The sequence below is a fragment of the Pseudomonadales bacterium genome (genome assembly GCA_013215025.1).
Classification (GTDB): Bacteria; Pseudomonadota; Gammaproteobacteria; order Pseudomonadales; family DT-91; genus DT-91.
In genome coordinates this window covers 1-4,860 of record JABSRR010000196.1, presented here as the reverse complement: position 1 = coordinate 4,860, position 4,860 = coordinate 1, and the positions used below count along the sequence as shown (strand labels likewise).

4 protein-coding genes are annotated in these 4,860 nt (G+C 43.1%); 1 reads left to right on the top strand and 3 read right to left on the bottom strand.

What is annotated here, in order from left to right; genetic code table 11:
• Window positions 1-372 (top strand): hypothetical protein (locus tag HRU21_11570; GenBank protein NRA42927.1); only part of this gene is annotated, 372 nt, incomplete at its 5' end.
• 397 nt (window positions 373-769) lie between these two features.
• Here the strand turns inward: HRU21_11570 and HRU21_11565 are convergent.
• The 3 genes from HRU21_11565 to HRU21_11555 form a co-directional block, all read right to left on the bottom strand.
• A complete protein-coding gene (locus HRU21_11565; GenBank protein NRA42926.1) occupies window positions 770-2,257 on the bottom strand; it encodes a glutamate--tRNA ligase in 1,488 nt (495 codons plus the stop codon).
• 66 nt (window positions 2,258-2,323) lie between these two features.
• Entirely contained in the window at window positions 2,324-2,677 is a 354-nt protein-coding gene (locus HRU21_11560; protein ID NRA42925.1) for a PilZ domain-containing protein, read from the bottom strand.
• Entirely contained in the window at window positions 2,677-4,695 is a 2,019-nt protein-coding gene (locus HRU21_11555; GenBank protein ID NRA42924.1) for a DUF1631 family protein, read from the bottom strand. Before HRU21_11555 ends, HRU21_11560 begins: the two co-directional genes overlap by 1 nt.
• Between the last annotated feature and the right edge of the window lie 165 nt (window positions 4,696-4,860).

Genomic DNA, 4,860 nt, shown 5'->3' with positions numbered 1-4,860 from the left:
ATTCGCGGAGATGAACTGTATGTTGAACTTATCGACCGTGAACACAGCCTGAGCGTGAATAATCAGCAGCTTGAGAAAGCCAGACTGAATCACGGCGACACACTTAGCTTTGACACTCTCAGCTTTCAGATTTTCTCGATTAAGCAACTTAATGAGCAAATCACAGCAAGCAGCGATAACGTTGAAGTCGATGCGCCAAAATCCAATCAGAATAAAGAATGGGTCTCTAAACCGACATCCGTCGGCAATCAAGTCACCGAATCAGACCTGCTATTGCATAAGCATCGCCGTAATATTCGTCGGACCTACATCTTTTTTAGCCTTTGTATTGCAGCAGCAATTGCGGCAGCTATTATTTGGCAACGGTTCTAACATTCATTCTACTAATGATTTGACCATAAGCGTCTTTTCAAAAAAACGTAAAGTCTCATCGACACCATCAATAATCATTAATGGCTTTTTGGTCAGCAAAATATAGCCTGTTATCTGGCGCTATCTTCGCATTTACGTATCGCATGTTCATATCATTTTGAACATGCCCGCTATTGCTTTCACTGATGCTTTTGTAAATACTTTTTTATTCTATTGTGCTTTGCGAGTGCTTTGCTATTACTCATGCTATTGCTTGTGGCAGTATTTATGTAAGCGCCTAGCTGCTACAAAAAGTCGAAACTCTAATGTTAACGCGATTAGCTATAGTGACCATTCCATTCGATCAATTAAATAGCTTATCGCTTTAAACATAACATTTATCGGCATTTTTTACTTGTTAGTTAATCTCTCTTGCCTGCTTTTCGAGTTTCTTAAGTTTTTTCTTTGAAATCCCGCCAAGTATATTAATCGCGAAACGCAATCTTGCTCGACTAAGATCTGGCCCTAACAACTGCATGGCATCCATCACTGAAATCGATGCCGTGGTGCCTGAAATGGCAATAAAGATAGGCGCTAGGAAAGCTTTCAACTTTACTGACTTATAATCCGCTACAGCCTTTAATGCTGAAAAAATATCGTCACGATGCCAGTTTTGCAGCAGCTCAAGCTGCCACAGCGATAGCTGTAAAATTTCTAAGCATGCTTGGACAGCATCATCATCGTTTAGGCCAAAATCATCACGAGAAATTGGCAGTAAGCCGGCAAATAAGAAATTTGCCTGCGGTGCAAAATCAGAGAATAACTCTAGCCGCGGCTGCAATTGCTGGACAACAGGCATTAGCTGCTCTCGGTTAAATGCCCAATCTTGAAGCCGTTGCGCCAATTGATCGACCGTTAGGTCCTCTCTTAACCACTTGCCGTTTAACCAAGTTAACTTGTCGACATCAAAGATAGGCCCGCCGAGCGAGACACGCTGGATATCAAAGTTATTTAGCATCTGGTTCAGAGTGAATTTTTCAGACTCATCAGGCATAGACCAGCCCATCCTGGCTAAATAATTAACCACGGCTTCTGGCATAAAACCCATGCGCTGATAGTATAAGATTGAGGTTGGGTTTTTCCGCTTAGACAATTTTGACTTATCAGGATTGCGTAATAGCGGCAGATGACAAAGTTGCGGCATATCCCACTCAAAGTATTGATAGAGCAACATATGCTTTGGCGCTGAGTTAATCCATTCTTCCCCACGCAGCACATGGCTTATTTGCATTAGGTGGTCATCTACCACATTGGCTAAGTGGTAAGTTGGCATACCATCTGACTTAAGCAATATTTGTGCATCAACTTGAGCCCAATCCAGCTCAATCTCGCCTCTCAGCATATCATGCACTACGCATCGACCTTCCTCAGGCACGTGCATACGAATAACAAAAGGGTCGCCAGCTGCCTCGCGCTGTGCAATTTCTTCAGGGGCCAGCAGTAAATCGGAGGTTTTTAATGCCCGCATTTCACCGGAGGATTTTTGCGCCTCGCGCAATTGATCTAACTCAGCTGAAGTGCGATAACATTTAAATGCATGCCCATTGTCTAGCAGCTGCTGACAATAATCAGCATAAATATGCATGCGTTCAGACTGACGATATGGCCCATAGTCACCGCCCACATCAGGGCCTTCATCCCAATCCAAACCCAGCCATCGAAGCGAATCAAAAATCGCCTGTTCTGAACTTGTGGTTGAGCGCGTTTGATCCGTATCTTCGATACGTAAAATAAACTTACCATTATGCTGTTTAGCAAAACATAAATTAAAAAGTGCGATATACGCGGTGCCGACATGCGGGTCACCTGTTGGTGATGGCGCAACACGAGTTCGAACAACGGTCATAGAATAATGCTCAGTCAAAAGCTGGCATTATAGGTGGATGCGACAAATTAGGCTAGCCAAGCAAGACTATATCGATGTAGACAAATACTGCTGCGCCAGCCATTTCTTCCATGCAACAATATCCGTGTCTTGAGAATCTAATAACTCTAAACCTATCGAGAAATCCCCTGAGTCTAAAGCTTGCATCCATTTGACTTGCCCCACCAAATGAAAAACCTGACCCTGTATATGCAGCGCCAACTGATAAATCGCACTGAGCGGCAATGCATGCGAAAAGCAAAAGCCAACGCCAGAAGACGAAATATCATTACATTGACTGATCAAAATTTTAGACTGTAGTGCGTTTTCACCATCGAGCTCAGCATAATCAAGATAGATAGATGCTTGTTTTAATAATCTGTGATGCTTGCGCTTATCCATTAGTCATCAGACACATGTTGGTCAATCTGCAGTAAAATACCTTGCAGGCGATCAGCAAAGTAACGATCAGTCTCTAAAATACGGATGGTTTTGTTAATCACACCCTGCATGATTTGCTCTCGCTGAAGTTCCTTTTCAGTAATGCCCTCAGGATTAACAAAGACAAAACGCTGAGTGGCCGCAAACTTAACCGCTAGTTTTAATTTTTGCACCGTATCAGCATCAGTATCGATAAATTCGACCCAAGCGCCAATTAGCATCGAGTCAATCGCTAATTTTAACTTGCGAATCAAGTCATCTGGTATAGACGAATCAGAGACTGAAGGTTGCTCAGGTTTGATACCAGATTCGGTCTGGAACTCAGGCTTTGACTCGAATTCGGGTTTTAATTCAGACTTTAACTCAGGCTTAAATTCAGATATAGGCTCAGGCTCAGATCCCAACTCAAGGTCATAATCTTGATTAATATCGCCATGCTGATGTATATCATGCCTATTTGCCTGCTGCTCTAGAAGCTCAGCTTCGGCTAATGCCTTCATTGCCTCTTCTGCCATCAACGCCTGTTGCGCTTCTTGATCGATACTATCGACAGAATCTTGAGTTTGCATCGCCTGCAGAGCCTCAAGCTGACGATCATAGTTATCGAGCATATCGCGATAGAATGGTGCCAAGCTTTTATCAATAATTCGCGACTGAGAAATTTTAACTAAACCATTGGCCGCTAATTGCGCGGCAAGCTGAGCTGCAGTTAACGCCAATACTTTTTGGCCTAGCCCATTTACCAATAGGTATTGATCAAATGCTTTATCTATCATAATTAGGCAAAGTCGCTGAGCAGAGGCAGTGTCAGGGGCACTGGCTTCTTGACCATTGAGTAAAAACCAATCGCCTTGGGCAAGCATGGCAAGTTCAGATTCAAGGCTTGAAGACAAATCCACACTAGCGGCAATATCAAGATCGGCAAAACGTTCGTAAGAGAGCCAGTCCTTATGTCGCTGACTGATGTCTAAAAACTGCTGGTGGTCAAAAAACTCACGATCGCTCTTCAAGGCTCTACACAAGTCACTTTCTGCCTGCGGCACATAGGCTATGAGTGCTTGGAAATGCGAAGCATCAACGGTTTCAAAGAGCGCAGCTTCGGCATTACGATAAAATTTTAGAAAATATGCCTCTAATTCAAGGAAAACCGCCTCACTAGAGGATCGGTTAGACTGTAAAAAGTCAAAGCTTAATTGCGGTAATATCCAGCTATCAAGCAGCTTAAGCCAATATTGGGGTAATGGTCGCCCCGCTGCTACATGCATTAGCATGTATTGCGCATCAGTCTTCGCTTTTGACTGTTGCAACTTGCCCATTTCGCTGGCTTTTAAGCGCTCATGCAAGCGCAAAATACGCTGCCTTGAATCGCGCAGCGCAGTTCTAAATACAGACATGATATTAAACATATCTTCTGTAGAGCCAAACTGATGCACTATCAATTTATCTAAAGCAGAAATTAAAATATCAAATTCTTTTTTCGCTTGTGCACCCGTATCGGGACTAAGCCCAATAGTTTGCTCAAATAGTATTTCAAACAGTTTTTTAACCGGATGGGATCGAAACCAAAACGTATCGCTGCTGACAGCATAGGCCAATAAAACCGGATAAAATAAGCTTAGCTGTCTGGCAACTTGCTGATCAAGCAACATTGACTGACGCAGCTGCTCAATACTGGCGAACGCTAAGCGCAACTCAGCCAGAAGTGCCTCCGGCAATGAAGTATTTTTGTTGTGATAATCAGTTTGGAGTTGCTCTATTAAGCTATTGAGTTGCGCAGAGTTCCAGGTTGCAAGCCTTGCACGAGCATCATAAACAGCTTGTGCAAACTGCGCTCTTGCAGATTGATCAATATGCTCGCGATCAAACTGTTCGCAATTCTGAAGCCAATTACTTACGTCATTATCGCAACTAAACTGGGTCAGCAGTTTTGAAAAAGCGATTGGCTCATGTGAAAGTAATTGATCGAGATGTAATTGCATCCTTTCAGCCCATTGATAGATGAATACGATACCAATGATTAATAATGCGCGCCCTCGTGGCGCGCCATATTAGGTAATAAATCTAGTACTAGTCTAGAATAAACCCACCTAATAGTGAGGCAAGTTTTTCATAAACCCAAAGTTTCAGCGACGTTGACCAACCAC

Excerpts from the sequence above, each read along its gene's own strand:
- HRU21_11565 (NRA42926.1), bottom strand. The coding sequence starts at position 2,257 with ATGACCGTTGTTCGAACTCGTGTTGCGCCATCACCAACAGGTGACCCG.
- HRU21_11560 (NRA42925.1), bottom strand. The coding sequence starts at position 2,677 with ATGGATAAGCGCAAGCATCACAGATTATTAAAACAAGCATCTATCTAT.
- HRU21_11555 (NRA42924.1), bottom strand. The coding sequence starts at position 4,695 with ATGCAATTACATCTCGATCAATTACTTTCACATGAGCCAATCGCTTTT.